This is a genomic window from Williamsia herbipolensis (assembly GCF_036153515.1).
Classification (GTDB): Bacteria; Actinomycetota; Actinomycetes; order Mycobacteriales; family Mycobacteriaceae; genus Williamsia_A; species Williamsia_A herbipolensis.
This window is the reverse complement of the sequence record NZ_CP108021.1, coordinates 610,971-628,048: the sequence shown is the minus strand read 5'-3', so window position 1 is coordinate 628,048 and position 17,078 is coordinate 610,971. Positions and strand designations below refer to the sequence as shown.

General features: G+C 66.4%; 14 protein-coding genes. 10 read left to right on the top strand and 4 right to left on the bottom strand.

Annotation, left to right across the window (positions count from 1 at the left end; translation table 11 throughout):
• The first annotated feature begins 3 nt into the window (after nucleotides 1-3).
• From OG579_RS02840 to OG579_RS02830, 4 genes are all read left to right on the top strand, one after another.
• Nucleotides 4-183: a hypothetical protein gene (locus OG579_RS02840; RefSeq protein WP_328858002.1), complete on the top strand. Its 180-nt coding sequence runs from the start codon at nucleotides 4-6 to the stop codon at nucleotides 181-183.
• An 11-nt stretch (nucleotides 184-194) separates the two neighbouring features.
• Nucleotides 195-833 (top strand): hypothetical protein, encoded by a 639-nt coding sequence (locus OG579_RS02835; RefSeq protein WP_328858001.1) that lies wholly within the window; start codon nucleotides 195-197, stop codon nucleotides 831-833.
• Nucleotides 834-1,148: 315 nt separating this feature from the next.
• Entirely contained in the window at nucleotides 1,149-1,334 is a 186-nt protein-coding gene (locus tag OG579_RS21935) for a hypothetical protein (protein WP_408068794.1), read from the top strand.
• A 1,282-nt stretch (nucleotides 1,335-2,616) separates the two neighbouring features.
• On the top strand, nucleotides 2,617-3,168 hold the full coding sequence (locus OG579_RS02830) for a YaeQ family protein (protein WP_328858000.1): 552 nt from the start codon (nucleotides 2,617-2,619) through the stop codon (nucleotides 3,166-3,168).
• A 28-nt stretch (nucleotides 3,169-3,196) separates the two neighbouring features.
• Here OG579_RS02830 and OG579_RS02825 read toward each other — a convergent pair whose 3' ends face one another.
• Complete coding sequence (locus tag OG579_RS02825; protein WP_328857999.1) at nucleotides 3,197-3,625, bottom strand: hypothetical protein; 429 nt, start codon at nucleotides 3,623-3,625, stop codon at nucleotides 3,197-3,199.
• Nucleotides 3,626-3,642: 17 nt separating this feature from the next.
• A complete protein-coding gene (locus OG579_RS02820; protein WP_328857998.1) occupies nucleotides 3,643-4,533 on the bottom strand; it encodes an oxygenase MpaB family protein in 891 nt (296 codons plus the stop codon).
• 155 nt (nucleotides 4,534-4,688) lie between these two features.
• On the opposite strand from OG579_RS02820, the gene OG579_RS02815 reads away from it, so the two are divergent.
• Nucleotides 4,689-5,879: a PQQ-dependent sugar dehydrogenase gene (locus OG579_RS02815; RefSeq protein ID WP_408068733.1), complete on the top strand. Its 1,191-nt coding sequence runs from the start codon at nucleotides 4,689-4,691 to the stop codon at nucleotides 5,877-5,879.
• A 24-nt stretch (nucleotides 5,880-5,903) separates the two neighbouring features.
• Here the strand turns inward: OG579_RS02815 and OG579_RS02810 are convergent, their stop codons facing one another.
• Both OG579_RS02810 and OG579_RS02805 read right to left on the bottom strand, forming a co-directional pair.
• Nucleotides 5,904-6,989: an NAD(P)H-dependent amine dehydrogenase family protein gene (locus tag OG579_RS02810; RefSeq protein WP_328857997.1), complete on the bottom strand. Its 1,086-nt coding sequence runs from the start codon at nucleotides 6,987-6,989 to the stop codon at nucleotides 5,904-5,906.
• A gap of 27 nt (nucleotides 6,990-7,016) precedes the next feature.
• Nucleotides 7,017-8,036: a Rieske 2Fe-2S domain-containing protein gene (locus OG579_RS02805; RefSeq protein ID WP_328857996.1), complete on the bottom strand. Its 1,020-nt coding sequence runs from the start codon at nucleotides 8,034-8,036 to the stop codon at nucleotides 7,017-7,019.
• A 103-nt stretch (nucleotides 8,037-8,139) separates the two neighbouring features.
• Between OG579_RS02805 and OG579_RS02800 the strand changes: the two genes are divergently transcribed.
• The 5 genes from OG579_RS02800 (at nucleotide 8,140) to OG579_RS02780 (ending at nucleotide 17,043) form a co-directional block, all read left to right on the top strand.
• The gene (locus tag OG579_RS02800) at nucleotides 8,140-8,763 is read left to right on the top strand and encodes a TetR/AcrR family transcriptional regulator (RefSeq protein ID WP_328857995.1); all 624 of its coding nucleotides are present in this window, start codon (nucleotides 8,140-8,142) and stop codon (nucleotides 8,761-8,763) included.
• Nucleotides 8,764-8,867: 104 nt separating this feature from the next.
• Nucleotides 8,868-10,124 (top strand): MFS transporter, encoded by a 1,257-nt coding sequence (locus OG579_RS02795; RefSeq protein WP_328857994.1) that lies wholly within the window; start codon nucleotides 8,868-8,870, stop codon nucleotides 10,122-10,124.
• Nucleotides 10,125-10,271: 147 nt separating this feature from the next.
• Nucleotides 10,272-14,174, top strand: a complete 3,903-nt coding sequence (locus OG579_RS02790; RefSeq protein ID WP_328857993.1) for an amino acid adenylation domain-containing protein — start codon at nucleotides 10,272-10,274, stop codon at nucleotides 14,172-14,174.
• Entirely contained in the window at nucleotides 14,171-14,776 is a 606-nt protein-coding gene (gene epsC / locus OG579_RS02785) for a serine O-acetyltransferase EpsC (protein ID WP_328857992.1), read from the top strand. The genes OG579_RS02790 and epsC overlap by 4 nt, the downstream gene beginning before the upstream one ends.
• Nucleotides 14,773-17,043, top strand: coding sequence for a pyridoxal-phosphate dependent enzyme (locus OG579_RS02780; protein ID WP_328857991.1), 2,271 nt, complete (start codon nucleotides 14,773-14,775; stop codon nucleotides 17,041-17,043). The genes epsC and OG579_RS02780 overlap by 4 nt, the downstream gene beginning before the upstream one ends.
• Nucleotides 17,044-17,078: the final 35 nt, after the last annotated feature.

Sequence of the window (17,078 nt, the reverse complement as noted above, 5' to 3'; positions counted from 1 at the left end):
TCTATGACAATCGACGGCCTCGTCATCACGGCCGCGGCCATCACTGTGGTGTGGTCGGTCTTTTCCTGCGCGTTCGGTGTCCTCGTCGCCAAATCCATCCGCCTGGCCGACGACCGGGAACCCTCGGCCCGCGACGCAGTGCCCCGCTCCGGGGCGCAACGCAGCGACCAGCCGCCGCCATGAGCATCCGAGCAATGGCGGCGTTGGTGTTTCGCTTCGCGGTCATCGCAGTGGCCGTGGCCTGGTCTATCACCGTCGCCGTGTTCGGGACTCCAGTTGTTGTGCGTGGCCGCGGCCAAATCGATATCGCTGCAATCCATCTCCACCCCGGGTACGCAGTACTGCAGTTCGTCGTCATCGGTGCCGCCGCTCCGCTGATCCTGGCGATCGCCGTGGCACCATACGTCCGACACCATCGCCACGACGACGCCCTGTTCGCGATCGTGTCCGCGACCCTGGCGTGCGCTGTGTTGTGCGCCATCAGTGTGGCGATAGGAGTGTGGCTGGTCGTCGACGCCACCGCGGCACCGACCGCTGAACTCGCCGCCATTGGCACACTGAACACTCTCAACGGAATATGTGCGGCGCTGACCGCCTGCGCGACAATCACTCTTGCGCACAGTCCCACCTTTCTCATGATCGCGACGCCGCGGGCTCGACTGCTCGTCGCGGCAACGGGATATGCAAGCGCCCTGTTCGCTTTCGCTCACCTGGCTACCCCAACCTCAATCATCCTCAGCGCCTGGATCGCCGCGCCCATTGTCCTCGTGACCTCGCTGATCGTGGGCGTCGAAAAGTCCCAGACGGCCCGCCGGAACCCGGTCCGCGCCTAGACAATGCGCACGCCGACCCCTAGGTGGTGTTGTTCTGCATATCCGGCCAGGACAATCGGATCGTTCGGCCGCACTGCAGGAAGACGCGATTCGACAGCGCGACGGTGGTGAGATCGAGATGACGGCGATCAGCGACGAGCACCACGCACGCCGCCGCAACAGTCCTGTCGGCGCTTGAGCCGAGGTAGTCGCAAGGGGGATGGTGTGGAGCAGTGGATTCGGGTGATCTCCGGTGGAGGACTGCTCGTTGCGATCGCGGTGGCGATTCTCGCTTAGTACGGGGTACAGCCCCGAGCACCCGCCGTCCGGGCCGTTCTGCGAGCGGTGGTGCAGCTCGCCGCAGTTGCCATCGTGCTGCGTGGCGCGATATCGAACTGGGTACTCGCGGCGGCTGTGGTGGCTGTGATGTTCAGCGTCGCCGTGGTCACCGCAACTAGGCGGCTACGCCACCTCCGAGGCGTCCTTGGCGTGCGGGTTGGCGACTACGGCTGGAATCCGTAGTGATGGTCGGAACGTGGTAGGCGTAGTCGGCCAGGTCGTCTCCGATGCACACCCGCAACCACGCTTCGGCTTCTTCGTCGCTGATGGCGACGCTGCTACCGCTTTGCGCAGACTCTAGCGGCGTCATCCCAGCTGGTCGGGCGAAGATCGTGATGCTGACCGCGAGAGGGTCGGAGTGAGGGGGAAATGAACCCGCATGGCCGACCTCGGTGGTGTACATCGTTACCTCGAGGTCTGTGTCGGTGACACCGACTGCAGTTCCGGATATTCGAATGGTGTTGATGATCGCGTGTGGTAGCAATATCCGTGCGCCGATCTGCGCGGCAACCTGGGTGCAAACTTGGCGATGGTCGACTCCAAGGTCGTCCGGGTGTAATCAGGCGAAAGCATTCTTTCGACAACGCGGAGGCATGTTCATGGCTCTGATATTAGACCTGACATCTACCTCGCTTCTTGTGGCTCCTGCGCACACCTCTAGGCGACCGAAGTGCAGCGATCCGGTGGTAGCTTCGCGAAGTGATCACGGAGTTGTTCGCGGAAGCGGGCCTGTCGGAATGCGCCCGCGATGCTGCGTGTAGCGCGGAGTTCGATCATTCGGTCTACGTGTTGCTGGCTAAGGCCGCGGTAGCCGGGTTGTGGTTCGTGACGACATTGGCTGCGACGGTGAGTGTGGGCTTGTCGGACATGGAACCCCGGCGCAGCGGTCTGTGGATATTGGCTGTGTGGTTCGTTCCCTTTGTGGGGCAGGCGTTCTGGTGGCGACATCGCCGACGTCTGGTCGGGTCGTTGCCGCCACCGTCTGGCAAGGTTCTACCGCCTACAGGCAGTGGGCGCCGCCGTCTGTAGTGACGTCGCAGCGCTGAAGTCCGTTGGCGCTGACTGCTGACTCCCGGTGTGATGGACAGAATCGTCACAGTGACGATTCGTGAGGAGATGGGGCCTTTATACATCGGGGGTGCATGATCAATCTGTGGCCGTTCGGCCGCTGACATTCGTAGGAAATTTGGTCGCTTCGTGTTCGGGTCGCGCGATCGATGGCGTCCAGCTGAAAAGTTTATTCGCCGCGGTGATTGCAGTCGGTGGGTGACGATTGCGATCTCGATGACGGGCGGTACCGACGGCGGTCAGTGTCGAGATGGTCAAGCGTGCATCATGCAAGGTTACGCGTGTGCCGATAAGATACATTATGTCAACTTAAGCCCGAGTGGGCGTCTACGAACGCCTGCCAGCCGGCAGACTGTGGTCATTCGCCAACCGCCGGAGGTTGGGTGGACACTAGAGCGTGGCCCTTTCTGCAACGGTGTTCAAAGTCGAACTCGGCGTCTCCGACGTCGAGCACAACTACTACGCCGATCACACACTGACCGTGGCGCGACACCCCAGCGAAACCGACGAGCGCATGGTGGTGCGGCTGTTGGCGTTCGGTCTGCGCGCGCATCGGGTGAACGATGTCGACGGTGAGTTGACGTTCGGCGCCGGCCTGTCGACCCCGGGCGCACCTGACTTGCGACTCGCCGACTACACCGGTCGAAATGTGGAGTGGATCAACGTCGGTCAGCCCGACGAACGAGCCTTGAGCAAGGCGGCAGGCCAAGCCGAACAGGTGGTTCTGTATCCATTCGCCTCCGGTGTGGCCACCTGGTGGCGGACCGTCGGCCCCAAGGTCGTCGGGATGGCGAACCTTTCAGTGGTCCAGATTCCGCACGCGCCCGTCGCGCAGTTGGCGCAGAGGATCGATCGGCGTGTCTCGGTTCAGGTGATGATGATCGAAGGTGAGGTGACGATGACCGTCGGCGGTGTCGACGTCACCTTCGCGCCAGAGACTCTGAGGTGACCGCGCCCCGTCATCTCGTTTGACGGCCTCATTCTGTTCTCGGGATGGAGCCGAACCAGCGGCCGTCGCGCATTCGCGAGTAGTCGGCATCCACGAAGATGCGCAGCAGGTTCGACAGCGCGCCGTTCGCGGACCCGTGGTCGAGTTCGGTGAGGAACGCCTCCACCACGGGCTGCTCGGCGAACAGGATGGCGTCGAGGTAGTCGGTGAGACGCTCTGCGCTCAAACGGGTCTCGGTCAACTGATACGGGTGGTGCAATGCGGTGAACAAGAACCAGTAGCGCTCGACGTCGGTGCTCAGGACGTGCGCATGGCGTTCGGAGATCGGAAGGCGTTCCACCCGGTCGGCGTGCCCGCTGGCCACGTAGATCTCGTACACGAGGTCGCCACCCACGCGCAGCACGCCGGGTCCATAGGGTGCTCTGGGTTCGAGGACCACCACCTCTGGGTCGGACATCGGCTGATTGTCTCAGCCTAGGAGGGGGATTCGGTCGTTTCCAGGGCTGCCCCACAGGTGGGACCGGGTCCGAGGGCCCAACGGATGGCCGATGTCATCGCGATGCCACTCCCCCGCACTGCCGTCGCCTCGGTGACGGGCAGGTACGGCAGGCGCAGTGGGAACCGGCTCCACCACGGCATCATCGACACCGCCACCGACGACAGCACCCCGTAGGCGGGACGTACGGGCAGCGGGATGGGTGGGTTCAGGAGGATGAACCGCGCAGTCCGGCGGGCGGCGGCCGTGCCCCGGAGCTCCGACCGGTAGGCCGCCAGCACGTCGTCGAGCTGAGCGGTCGTCTCGGGGACGTCGACCGCGCCGAGACCCCTTGCCACGAAGGCAGTTTGACGCACGTACTCGTCGCGACCACTCGCATCGAGCGGTTCAGCGCCATAGCGATCGTGCGCGCGCAGGAAGCTGTCGATCTCGGCGACGTGGACCCAGCGGATGAGGTGCGGGTCCGACGCGGCGTACGGGCGGCCGTCCGGCGCCGTCCCTGTGATGCGTTTGTGGACCGCGCGGACGATCCGGATCGCGCGGTCGGCGTCGTCGATGGTGCCGAAGGTGGTCTCGGCGAGAAAGGTGCTGGTGCGCTGGAGTCTCCCCCACGGGTCACCGCGGTATCCCGAGTGCTGATCGACCGCGGCCATCGCGAGCGGGTGCAGCGACTGCAGCAGCAGGGCCCGCATCCCACCGATGAACATCGACGCGTCGCTATGCACGCGATAGATGGCCGAGTCGGGACCGTAGCGGCGCGGCCCGGTCGACAGATGGATCCGGTCGCGTCGAGCCGGACCTTCCTCGCCGGCGACGCGTTCGAAGATCATCTCGCCCACGCGCTGCTGGACCGAACTGAACGGGTTCATCTCCCCACTGTGCGCTTCGCGCGATTGTTCCTGGTCAGATCGGTGAGACCTGGTGAAAGCGGCAAAAGGACCAACACCGGTGAGGTGCCGGAACAGTACAGATGCCCGATTCAGAACCCCTGCGATAAAGTAAAGAACGACGTTACGATTCTGAAGTGACCCGGCAACGTTTGGCCCTCCGCGCCCTGTCTGTCGCACTCGCAACGGTGGGTGGGCTCTGTGCGACCCTGCTCGCTGCGCCATTGGCGCAAGCGGCTCCCCCGCTGTCGGTGACCACGGTGGCGAGCGGTCTCGACAAACCGTGGGACGTCGAGGTCGCTCCCGACGGAACGCTGATCTCCGGCGAGCGGAGCGGCCGGTTCGTCGCCGTGCGCCCCGGAGGGGCGGCGCAGACCGTCCGCGCCGATCAGTCGCAGTTGTTCGTCACCAACGAGGCCGGGCTCATGGGACTGGCGCTCGACCGTGGTTTCGCGGCCAACCGCACGCTGTATTCCTGCCAGGCGGAGAAGACCTCGGGATCGGGGATCGGCACCGGCTCGGCCGGCAATCTGCCCCTTCCCTTCCCGAACACCGGACAGGTCATCAACGTGGTCGCGTGGCGCGTCGCCGACGACTGGTCGTCGTTGGCTCGAACACGCACGGTGCTGTCGAACATCCCGGTCAACTCCGGCGGTCGTCACGCGGGCTGCGGACTGACCGCGGCAGCTGACGGCACACTGTGGGTGGGCACCGGTGACAACGCGGTGCCGTCGTACCCCCAGAGCCCAACGGTGTTGGGCGGCAAAGTTCTCCACATCACGACCGGCGGTGCTCCCGCGGGCGGAACCCTCCCGGGGACGCCGATCTACTCACTCGGCCACCGCAATGTCCAGGGGGTGGCCATACAACCTGGAACCGGGCGGGTCTACTCGATCGAGCAGGGCACGTCCCGCGATGACGAGCTGAATCTCCTGCAGCCGGGTGGCAACTACGGGTATCGACCCGACCGCGCTCCGTTCATCTACGACGAGTCTGTGCCCATGACCGACCCGCAGCGGGTGCCGGGTGCCATCGGCGCGGTCTGGAGTTCCGGTGCACCGACCCTCGCGACGCCGGCGTTGGAGTTCCTCCCCGCCGAGGGATGGGGCGACCTCGGTGGCGCAGTGGTGATCTCGACCCAGCAGGGAAAGCGGCTGGTGTTCGTCACGCTCTCGGAGAACGGTCGCGAGACGGTTCGCACCACCGACGGCCTCCGCGACACCTATGGACGCCTGCGGGGCCTGAAGGTCGACCGCGACGGATCACTGTTGGTGACCACCGACAACGGTGGCGGCAGGGACCGCATCCTGCGCGTCCGGGCCGGCTGATCCGCCGTACCGACCGGCGACGCGTCAGGTGGCGAACCGACCGGCAAAGGCGCGCAACGGCAGATCGGCACTGGTGACGATTCCCGGTGGGGCGGCGACGACGGAACGGATCGCGTTGAGAGCGGGCAGACCCGTGACGGTCATGCCGATCGCCGCGAAATCGCTGGGATCATCAAGACGTACGCCGGGTTTCGGGAAGATCATGTGTTTGCTGTAGATGTTCGGGTCGCCCTTGATGTGGGTGATGTAGCAGCCTTGGATGTCCCACGCGGGATCGGTGTGCGGTGTCATCTGCCATTCCAGATGTGTCTCGACGCGGGGCACTCCGGCGACCATGCCCTGGTATTTGATGTAGTTCGCCCCCAGTGATCCCTTCGGCATCTGGTACCAGCCGAGGTCGACATCCTTGGTGCAGGCGCCGAGCTCGTAGGAGAACGCCACCTCGTCGAGTTCGAGGTCGAACGCGTCGGCCATCAACCGCACGCTGTCCTCGAAGACGGCGGTGTACTTGTAGAGCGAATCCGGGATGGTCGGATCGTCGACAGGGCGGCCGTATCCGACCTCTTTCCATGTCTCGACGGAGTGATGACACGACACGTCGACCGATTCGGTGACGGTGATGTTCTCGATCTCGGCGACGTCGGCGGTGTGCACGATCCCGAGGATCTGCGCGAGGCCGGGGTTCATCCCGGTGCCGTAGAAGGTGGAACCGCCCTTGCGGCAGGCGTCGTCGATGACCTCGGTGATGGGTCGGCCCGAGCGGTGTCGGTGGTGGGCGTTGCGATGGTGGCCGGTGATGAAGTCGGCGGTGGTGACGATGTCGATGCCCGCCTCGAGGACCTGCACGTAGAGGTCCTCGTCGGGGAAGACGCCGTGAAAGGTGACGACATCGGGTGCTGCGGCGATCATCTCGTCCACCGATCCGGTGGCGATCACCCCTATGGCGTCGCCACCGGCGAGCTCACCGACGTCCCTGCCGACCTTCTCCGGTGAGTAGCAGTGCACGCCGATGAGTTCGAGATCGCGGTGGGCGCCGATGCGCTTGATCATCTCCGAACCGACGTTGCCGGTGGCGACCTGGAAGACGCGGATGGGTGCGGTGAGGGGCATGGAAGTCCTTTCGGGCGACGTGAGTGGTCAGCGGGTGAGGTCAGCGCGGGCCGCCGCGGTCGCGTCGAAGTCGTCGGGGTAGAACTGCGTCGCCCATCGGCGGATCGCGGTGAAGCCCTCGAACTCTTTCGGCGACAGCGCAGGTGGGTCGGAATAGCGTTGGTGTGCCCAGATGTGGAGGTCGTTCTCGAACTGCTCGATGACCCCGGCGGCGTTGCGCAACGCACGGCTGGTCGGAGTCGGACTGTCGTCGCCGGGTTTTCGGCCGATCCAGACGGTGAAGCGGATGTCGGAGGTGGTCTCGTCGACGGGTGTCACCGACGTGAGCGTGCGGTTGTCGATCATCCCCCAGCTCTTGGTGGCCGCGACCCCGATACCGCTGTTGATCGCCTGCACACCGCTGTTGATCTCCTCGGCGGGGACGTCGTCGAAGGCGATGGTGAAGTCGACGTAGGAGACGGGTGCGTCGAAGTCGTGACGTGTGAACTCCGGGACCAACGGGGTGTCGTGAACATAGGTGAAGTGCGCGAAATCGACGCCGTTCTCCTGTACGTACTGCGGGTGGATCTCGAGTCCCGGCCGGAACAGGTGGGTGTGACCGAAGGCCGGGTAGTAGTCGGCGGCACTCTTGTCGTCGTCGAAGCCGGTGAGCACCTCGGCCACGTCGAAATACGGTTCGCGACGATGCTCGTCGAACCAGATGAAGACGGACTCGCTGTGCTCGGCCACCGGGTAGGTACGGATCCTGCGTCCGCGGTTCGGGTGCTTCTCGTAGGGGACACAGACGTTGCGTCCCTGCTGATTCCATTCCCAGCCGTGGAACGGACAGCGGAGGATCTCGCCGTCGACCGTCCCGCCGAACCCCAGATGAGCGCCGAGATGCTCGCAGTAGGCGTCCATGACGGTGACCCGTCCCGCGCTCGAACGCCAAGCGATCATCTCGGTGCCGAAGTAGGTCATACGGTGCACAGCGCCGACTGCGATCTCCGCCGACCACGCGACCTGGAACCATCCGGTCGGCTTCATCGGGAGGGGAGTTCTCGCCATCATGGCCCTTCCGCCGGTGACTGCTGTCGCTCGAACATAAAGCCCTCCGTGAAAAAAGGAAAGAGCCCTCTGTGAAAACGGCGTCACGTACTACGATCGATGCATGGTCGAGAGCGGTGTCGCGAACAGGCGCACCAACAGACGGGGTCAGGCCACGCGGGAGTCGATGCTCGACGCCGCACTGACGGCATTGGCCTCCGGCGATCCGGGAGCGGTGTCCGGGAAGAGGATCGCCGGCGATGTGGGCGTCACCTGGGGCGCGGTCAAGTATCAGTTCGGCGATGTCGACGGCCTGTGGGCCGCGGTCCTACGCCACACCGCCGAGCGTCGAGGCGACCTGCCGGCCGGGTCGGTCCCCACGGCGACACTGCACGAACGGGTGGCGACCATCATCGACAACATGTGGGACGGACTCGACAGCGCCGATTCCCGCGCCATCGAGACGTTACGGGCCGCAATGCCTCGTGACCGGGACGAGTTCGAGCGGCTCTTCCCCCGCACCGCAGCCGAATTCGCCTCCTGGGGCGACGCATGGCTCGCGACGTGCACGCGCGCCTTCGCCGGCCTCGGCGTGGATCCCGAACGGGTCGCCGAGGTCGCGGCCTTCATTCCCGGCGCGATGCGCGGTATCACCTCCGAACGTCACCTCGGCTCCTACAACGACCTCGACCTGGCACGGCGCGGGCTCACCAACGCCATCGCGCACTACCTGCGGGCGGAGGGCTGACCCCGGGTCGGCGTCGCGACGCATCGAGAGGTCCGATACCACGATGGATTTGATCACCGTCGAAACGATTGTTCCCTGAGCGGGCCTCGACACATCATCTCGCCATGGATTCGAGCAGCGACAACCGACGGTCAGTCCGTCTGCTCACCGCCGGAGTCGCGGTGAACTCGTTGGGAAGCGGGTTGTATTTTCCGCTGTCACTGGTGCTGCTCCACCATCTGACGGGTCTGGGATTCACCACGGTCGGCATCGTGCTGACGGTCGCGACCGGTGTCGCGTTGGCGACGATGCCGATCATCGGCACCATGGTCGATCGACGAGGGGCACGAGACATCCTGGCCGCAGCACTGCTCCTGCAGATGGTGGGGTTCCTGGTGTACACGATCGTTCGCGACCCGGTGTCCTTCGGGCTCACCGCGGTGCTGGTGGCGATGGGTAATCAGACGGCCAAGACCACCCAACCCGTCGTCATCGCCGGACTGGCCACCGGGCGCAGTCGATCCAAGCTCCTCGCTCTGATGCGGTCGATGTCGAATGCGGCCCTGGGTCTCGGCGCGCTGGTGTTGACGATGGTTCCGGCCGACGCCTCCGACTCGTGGTTCGTGGGCATCGCCCTGGTCAACGCCGCCACCTTCGGTATCGCGTCGCTCGTCATCCTCCGACTCCCCCATGGCGAACCGCCCGTCGCCCGTGCGACCGTCGCCTACGGCAGAGTTCTCCGCGACAGAACCTTCATGCGCTACACGGCGGCGAATGCGCTGAGTTCACTCAACTACGCGGCGTTGAGCAATCTGCTCCCGCTCCTCGTCGTGGTGGCCCTTCACCTGTCGCCGCAACTCTCCGGAGCCCTGTACGCGGTCAACACCGCGATCACGGCCACCGCGGGTGTGCCCGTCGTCATGGCCCTCCAGAGGGTCGGCCTCAGCGATCGCGTCAGCGCGGTGCTCGGGTTGGCTGCGATGGCGATCGGGATGGTGGGTTTCGGAGCCGCGTCATCGACCCACGGGCCGACGCTCGTGATGGCGATGATCGTGGCCATGGTGATCTACTCCCTCGGCGAGGTCGCCCACAGTCCCACCTCCACGGCGATGGCGCTCGACGCCGCGCCCGAGCAGGAGCGGGGTCAGTACCAGTCGGCCTATCAGATGTCCTGGAACGTCGGCGCGATGCTCGCGCCGGCGGTGTTCACCGCACTCATCGCGCTGGGCCCGCTAGGCGCCACGGTGGTTCCTGCTGCGGCGTCTGTGTGCGCGGCACTCCTGCTCTGCCGAAAGGTGCCTGTATCCGACTCCGCCAGAGCGAGTTCCGTTCGTTTGGACGTAAATGATGCCAAATCGGCTGCTACGCAGTCGCATAGCTGATCGCCAGGTATCGCGTGTTCACCTGTTGTGCATCGTCTGATCGTCGCCACGGCACGACTCGGACCACCTCGCTTCTATAAGTTTCCCGTACAAACAATGTGGCTTTCTCCAACGGCCGCGCCGCACAGAGACGTACGGAGAGCATCGATGACATCCGACCGGTCCTTCTCGAGACTTTGCGAGAGCTTTGTCGACACCATCTCCTCCCGACCCGACGACATCGCGGTCTTCGACGGGGACGCAGAGATCAGCGGACGCGAGCTCGGACGGCACGTCTCGGCCATCATGGATGCACTGCAGGCGAATTCAGGTTCCGCAGTCGGGATCTACGGACATCCGTCGGCGCCGCTCGTCGCGTCGGCGTGGGCGGCGCTCTGTGCCGGGATCCCCTACGTCCCCCTGGCTCCGAGCTACCCCGAGGCGCGTATCCGTTTCATGATCGCGGACGCCGGAATCGATCTGGTCCTCACCACCGAGGCTCTTGCCGACGAGGTCAGGGCGATGGCTGTCGACCTCGGCGCCCGGGTGGTCTGCATGCCGACGATGGATCACGGGGACCTTCCGTCCGGCGACCGGTACCGGCGGCCCGCCGTCGTCGCGCGGCCGGATTCACTCGCCTACATTCTGTACACCTCGGGGTCGACCGGCACACCGAAGGGGGTGGAGGTCTCGCACTCCGCGTTGGCGCACCAGATGTTCTGGGCCGCCGACGCGCTCGAGGTCGACACGGGTGCGCGCGTGGTGCACAAGACACCGATCAGTTTCGACGCCGCGCAGTGGGAGCTCCTCGCGAACGCGACGGGTGCGGCGGTCGTCGCGGCAGAACGCGACGCCTACCGCGACCCGCCGTCCCTGATCGCCACAATCCGTCACCGCGCGGTGACCCACCTGCAGACCGTGCCGACTCTGCTCCAGGCGCTCTGTGAGGACGAGGGTTTCGCCGAGTGCACCTCGCTGCGTCGCATAATGAGCGGCGGGGAGGCCCTTGCGCATCGACTCGCGGTGACCGCGACCGCGATCCTCCCCTCGGCCGACCTGGTGAACCTGTACGGGCCGACGGAGACGACGATCAACGCGTCGATCCACCGGTTCGATCGCGGTGAGCCCAAGCGGGCCGGCGGTGTGGTGCCGATCGGTTCTCCCGTCGACGGGATGGGCTTTCATCTACTCGACGACTCCGGAGAACTGCTCGAAAAGAGCGATGGTCAGCGTGGCGAGCTCGCGATCTCGGGCCCGCAGCTCGCACGCGGGTACCGGAACAGGTTCGAGGAGAACGCGACTCGCTTCGTCACCCGCATCGTGAACGACACGTCGATCCAGATGTACCGGAGTGGTGATCGCGTCGAGATCCGCGACGGCCTCTACCAGTTCTGCGGCCGTATGGACTCCCAGGTCAAGATCCGCGGCCATCGCATCGAACTCGACGAGATACGAAGTGTCCTGGAGAACCACCCCTGGGTGCGACATGCCGGCGTGGTGGTGTCCGGGGGCGACGACGGTGTCGTCTCGTCCGACCGCGCTCGGCTCGCGGCTCATGTGGAGCTCAACCCTCACGAGGCCGCCTTGATGGATCAGGGTGTGTTCGGCGAGCACCACACGACGAAGAGCACACGGATCCAGGTGCGCGCCCAGGTGGCCGGTCTCGGTGTCCGGGGCGACCACGACGCACCGGGGGTCGACCTTCCCATCGGCCCCGAGGCAGACCTCCGTCTGCATCAACTCGCGTTCGCTCGCAAGAGCTACCGTGTCTACCGGACGCGCATGGCCGACCACCAAGCGGTCTGGGAGCTGGGTCGCCTGGTGGCCGAGCCCGAGGAGTGGTCCCGTGAACTCGACAACCCCTGGAGCGTAGAGGCTCTCGCGGTGTTCCTTCGCTCTCTGGTCCAGTATCACAGCGAGGCGCGACTGCTCCCGAAATACAGTTTCGCCTCACCCGGCGCCCTGTACGGAGTGGCCGTCTACGTCGCGGTGCGCGGAGTGTCCGGACTGACCGACGGCGTGTACTACCTGAACCCGTCGACGGCGACGGTGCACGCGGTGGGAGGAGAGGTATCGGACCTCGACGGCCCTGGCGCGCGGATCACCCTGGTCGGTCAGCGCTCGGTCATCGCCTCGGTGTACTCGACCAACGTCGACGAGGTCCTCCGCTTCGAAGCCGGTCACATCCTCGGTGTCGTGGACACGGTGGCGCCGGCCGCGGGGCTCCGGGTCGGATCGCCCACCGCGGCAACCGACATCGACGCCACCGTCCTCGGCGCGGACGGCGACCGGTTCGTGATCGGTTGTTGGCCGCTCCTGCAGACGTCTGCGGTGGACCCCGACCGTCTGGAGAGGGTGACGCCCTATGCCGAGATCTTCGACGAGAGCGGGTCGAGCAAAGGGTTCCACGAGCTGCGACCGGGTTCCGCCGGAGGTCCGATTGCCCACAGGAAACTGGTGGGGGCAGCGGTGATCCGACGCAAAGACGTGATCGCCATCAACCAGCGGGTTCACGACCAGGCATCGTTCGCGCTCGTCCTGGTCTCGGACGGCCGGCCGTCGTCCTATGTGGCGCTCGGTCGCGCGCTGCAGCGTGCGCAGATGAACGCATTCGGTGTCGGCCTCATGTCCTCGGGGTACAGCTCGTCGAGCGGGGCAGATCTCCCGGCGGCGAGACGAGTTCGCTCGATGACGGGCCTGCCGGCCGAGTCGGTGTACGTCGCACTCGGTGGTCCGGTGACGGCAGAACAGATCGCGCACACAGGGATGGACGAGGACGTGGTCCACACCCAGGGTCCGGCTGAGATCCTCGCGACCGACATCGCGACGATGCTGCCCCGTCACATGGTTCCCGACGTGATCCGCATCGTCGACGCCGTGCCGCGCACCCCCAACGGGAAGGTCGACGTCCGCGCCCTGCGCCGAGACGAAGAGGCGTGGAGCGCAGCTGCCCACCAGGAGATCCCCTTCGTGGCACCGGAGTCGGCGAGCGAGCGGATCCTCGGCCAGATCTGGTGCCACGTCCTCGGATCTGCCGAACCCATCTCGACGACCGCGTCGTTCTTCGCCGTCGGAGGGACGTCACTCCACGCGGTGCGGTTGATCCGTGAGATCCGCTCGAGGCTCGGTGTGGCGCTGCCCGTGCAGTCGATCTTCGAGCACGATTCGATCGCACGGCAGGCGCAGGCGTTGCGGTTGCGATGCGTGGAGACCATCGCGCGGGCGGCTCCGCTCGCGGGCGTGGGCTCTCGCCCCGTCTTCCTCTGGCCCGGACTCGGCGGCTACCCGATGAACCTCCGCGGCCTCGCGCAGGGGATCAGTGGAGTCAACCGTCGGTGCTACGGCGTCCAGGCCTACGGGCTGAACCAGGGCGAGACGATCGACCCCGACATCTCGGCGATGGCCCGCCGCGATGTCGAGCATCTCCGGGAGATCCAGCCGTCGGGTCCGTACACGATCATCGGGTACTCGTTCGGTGCCAGGGTGGCGTTCGAGACCGCGTGGCAGCTCGAGGCGGCGGGCGAGACAGTGGATCAGCTCATCCTGATCGCCCCGGGCTCGCCACGTCTCGAACGCGAGACCGCTCCCCCGGCGGCCACCGCGCCCTACGACGACACACGTTTCACCCGGGTTCTCTGCTCGGTGTTCCTCGCCACCGCCGACGGGCCGACCGTCGACGCCGTGGTGGCGTCGGCCGTGGACCGCCGGTCCTTTCTCGACGCCATCGCCGCGCACATCGAGGTCGATGCCGAGCTGGCCGATCGCGTCGTCCGCCTCGTCGAGCGGACCCATGCGTTCGAGTACACCTTCGCCGAACTGAGCACGCGGCGAGTGCGGGCCGCCACCACGGTGATCCGTGCCCACGGTGACGACTACTCGTTCCTCGACTCCGAGGCAGCAGACCTGGCCGCGCACACCATCTCGCTCGGGCGCGACCACTATCAGATCCTGCGTCCGCCGCACGTCGACGAGACCTGCGCCGCCGTGCTCGCCGTGCTCGACGGCACACCTGCCAGGTCCGCGGTCGAAGGTCGCGACGACGCGGCCGAACTGGTGAGGACCCGATCGTGAACGTCGGTGCGGTGGTCGCCGCCGCTCTGGCCGATCTCGACGTCATCGTCGAGCGCGATCCCTCGGTCGACAGCCGTGTCGACGCACTCCTTCACCCGGCGCTCCCGGCGCTGTGGACCCACCGCATCGCCCACGGGTTCTATGTGGGCCGGCGCCGCCGCATCGCCAAGGCGCTGTCGAACTGCGCACGACTGGTCAGCGGCGGTGTGGAGATCCACCCGGGCGCCACCCTGGGGCGACGGGTGTTCATCGATCACGGCGCCGCGGTCGTCATCGGCGAGACCGCGGAGATCGGGGACGACGTGACCCTGTTCCATCAGGTGACGCTCGGCGCCGTCGGTTGGTGGCGTGACGACACGCGCCCGCCTGACGCCCGGCGTCATCCGGTCGTGGGATCCGGTGCTGTGATCGGCGCCGGCGCAACCGTTCTCGGTCCGGTGGTCATCGGCGACAACGCCCTCGTCGGTGCGACATCGCTCGTGCTGACCGACGTCCCCGCCGGCGGCCACACCACGCCGCCTGTCGCCACGATCTCGGCCGCAGGGCCGCGTCCGCGGACCACCGACACCCTTCAACTCGTGGCCAGCACCGGTTGCTGGTGACACGTACACCACACGCACAGAACGGCATCGACATGACACACATCGGCGTACTCGAGAGCAACCTGTCGGGTTCGGGGTTCGAGGGGCTGGAGATCATGAAGCGGCTCGGGGCTCGGGTCACGTTCTTCACCCGCGATCTCGCGCGCTACCTCGAGGTCCCCGGCGGCCCGGACTATTTCGACCGCTTCGTCGACCGGATAGTCCACTGCGAGACCAACGTCCTGGACGAACTGATGCCCCACGTCCTGGAAGCGCAGAGCGAAGAACCGTTCGATGCCTTCCTCACACTCGCCGAGTACGACGTGGTGGTGGCGGCGCAGGTCGCAGTGCATCTCGACCTGCCGACCGTCGGTGTCGACGGTGTCTTCACGGCCCGCAACAAGGCCCGGATGCGCCGACGATGCTCCGAGCACGGTGTGGCCTCACCGGCCTATCGCGCCGTGAGGACACCCGCCGAGGCGGTGCACGCGGTCAGCGAGATCGGTCTCCCCTGCGTCGTCAAACCCGCCGACGAGACCAGCAGTGCCGACGTCCGTCTGGTCCGATCCGCGCGTGAGGCGTCCGAACACGTGGCACTCATCCTGTCGCGCAGAGAGAACACACGAGGTCAGAGCCGTCACGACGAGATCATGGTGGAGGAGTACCTGCGGGGACCCGAGGTCAGCGTGGAGGTGCTCTCCGACGGGGACAGACACGTCGTGCTCGGTGTCACCGACAAGTCGCTGGCCGGTGCGGGCTACTTCGTCGAGATGGCGCACTCCTTCCCGTCGATCCTTCCCGCCACGACGGTCGAGGCATGCGGAGATCTCGCCAGGCAGGCGTTGCGCGCGGTCGGCTTCGACAAGGGGATGTCGCACGTCGAGATCAAGGTGACCGACAGTGGGCCCGTCCTCGTCGAGATCAACCCCCGGCCCGCCGGCGGCAAGATCACCTACCTGGTCGACCGCGCTCTCGGCATCAGCTCCCTCGAACTCGCGATCCGCCAATATCTGGGTGAATCCCTCCCCCGCACCGTGGTCGGAACGGGGACCAGCCGGGGTGCGGCCATCCGGTACCTCAGTGCACCTCCCGGGGTCATCACCTCGATCACCGGCGCGGAGGCCGCGCGGGCGATGGCAGGGGTCGACGAGGTGGTGCTCAAGGTCACGCCCGGTGCGACGGTGCGGCCGTTGCGGCGCAACGGCGATCGCCTCGGCCATGTGCTCGCCGTCGCGTCGACCGCAGGACTGGCCGCTCGGGAGGCCGAGGCCGCAGCGCGCGAGATCGACATCCGCACAGCTGCCGAACGTGCACCCGTCGTGGTCGACGACCTCACCGCGTTGGTCGGTCGGACACCGATGCTGCGGCTGCGACTCGACGAGGTGCTCGGCCGGCCGTGCGGCCGGGCGGAGGTGTTGGTCAAGCTCGAGATGTTCAACCCGTGGTCGAGCAGCAAAGATCGCACGGCGCTCGCGATGTTGGAGGCCGCAGAGGCCCGCGGACAACTGACCCCGGGGGCCGGCACGGTCATCGAGGCCACCTCGGGCAACACCGGGATCTCGTTGGCCGCCATGGCCGCCGCGCGAGGCTACCGGTGCATCATCGTCCTCCCGGACAATGCGACCACCGAGCGGATCGCGGTGCTGCGCACCCTCGGGGCCGAGGTGGTCACCACCGCGAACACCGACGGCTATCAGGGCTGTGTGGACGAGGCCGCTCGTATTCACCGGATCACCCCGGGCTCATGGAACTGCCTCCAGCACGAGAACCCGGACAACCCTGCGGCCCACGAGCAGACCACGGGTCCCGAGATCTGGGAGGCCACCCAGGGCCGTGTCGATGTCCTCGTCTGCGCCGTGGGTACGGGCGGAACACTCAGCGGCACCGCGCGATTCCTGCGAAAGCACAATCCGGACGTGCGGGTCGTGGCCGTCGAACCGGCGGGCTCTCCGCTGCTGTCGGGAGGCCGACCCGGCCGACATCGGATCCCGGGCCTCAACGGCGGTTTCATCGCGCCGACCACCGATCGAGAGCTCATCGACGAGGTTGTGGCGGTGACCGACGACGATGCATCGGCGGCAACCGCGGCACTGGCACGCCGAGCGGGCCTTCTGGTGGGAATCTCCGCCGGGGCAGTGGCCCACGCCGTCGGGGTGATCGCCAACGACCCGCGCGTCGACGATGCACGCATCGTGGCCATCCTGCCCGATTCCGGTGAGCGGTACCTCAGCATGATCGGCGCGCAGGAGAAGGCCGGTGTCGCAGTGGGTTCTGGAGCGCTCACGTGACACCGGACGGGTCGGGACCTTCGACACGCCCTCGG